The 761-nt window shown below is 60.2% G+C and carries 2 protein-coding genes and 1 pseudogene; all 3 read right to left on the reverse strand.

Translation table 11 applies throughout. From position 1 onward, the window contains the following. A partial coding sequence (locus tag E5W87_RS15790; RefSeq protein WP_292398988.1) for a DinB family protein occupies positions 1-267 on the reverse strand: 267 nt, incomplete at its 3' end. Between the two features lie 4 nt (positions 268-271). After that, positions 272-565, reverse strand: a complete 294-nt coding sequence (locus E5W87_RS15795) for a hypothetical protein (protein WP_292398990.1) — start codon at positions 563-565, stop codon at positions 272-274. Positions 566-569: 4 nt separating this feature from the next. Continuing rightward, positions 570-761 (reverse strand): annotated as a pseudogene (locus tag E5W87_RS15800) (2-keto-4-pentenoate hydratase); the annotation flags it as partial.

Raw genomic sequence — 761 nt, forward strand, 5'->3', positions numbered from 1 at the left:
CGCTCGTTTGCCAAAGAGCGCGTCCGCTTCGTCGAAGAGCAAAAACTCATCATAGGCTGCGGCGCCCACGCCGCCCTCCTCGAGAAAATCGAGATAGAGATGATCGACCGCCAGAATGTGGTTGAGCGTTGCCTTGATCGAGGGAAAGAAGCTGGTTCTTTCAGCCTCGAATTCGCCGGGCTCAAGCTGCAGCACGGCGCGATAGAGCCGGTCGTTCGACCAGAGATTGTTGGCTGCCATGCGGCGCAAATGGTTCAGCAGGTCCATGACCTCACTCCGCTGACTGGACCAAAGACACGCCCGCCCACAGAAGCGCAAATCCGGCGAGAACGATCAGCAGCAGCCGATTCATGCGCCGCCGCATGGCTTGCGTTTCCTGATCCCGTGCGACGTTCATGTTGGTGACGGCGTGGAACATCATCGCGTTGCGCGGAAAGCCGCTGCGGTTGGTCAGGTCGGGAGAGCGCGCCTCGATGCGATAGCTCAGCCGGATCGCCTGGATGAAGATCGCCAGCATGACCAGGGCCCACAGGCCGCACAGCACATAGAAAGACGTGCCTGTCATTGTCCTAGCTCTCGTGTTTCTCGACCTTCTGCTCGATGGCGCCGAAGATCGAATGTCCGGCCGTGTCCTTCATCTCGATGCGCACAGTGTCGCCAAAGCGAAGGAATGGCGTTTTCGGCGCGCCAGCCTCGATCGTCTCGATCATGCGCAACTCGGCAATGCAGGAATAGCCGGCGCCGCCCGCCGAGACAGGCTT

Source organism: Mesorhizobium sp. (genome assembly GCF_004962925.1).
Lineage (GTDB): Bacteria > Pseudomonadota > Alphaproteobacteria > Rhizobiales > Rhizobiaceae > Mesorhizobium.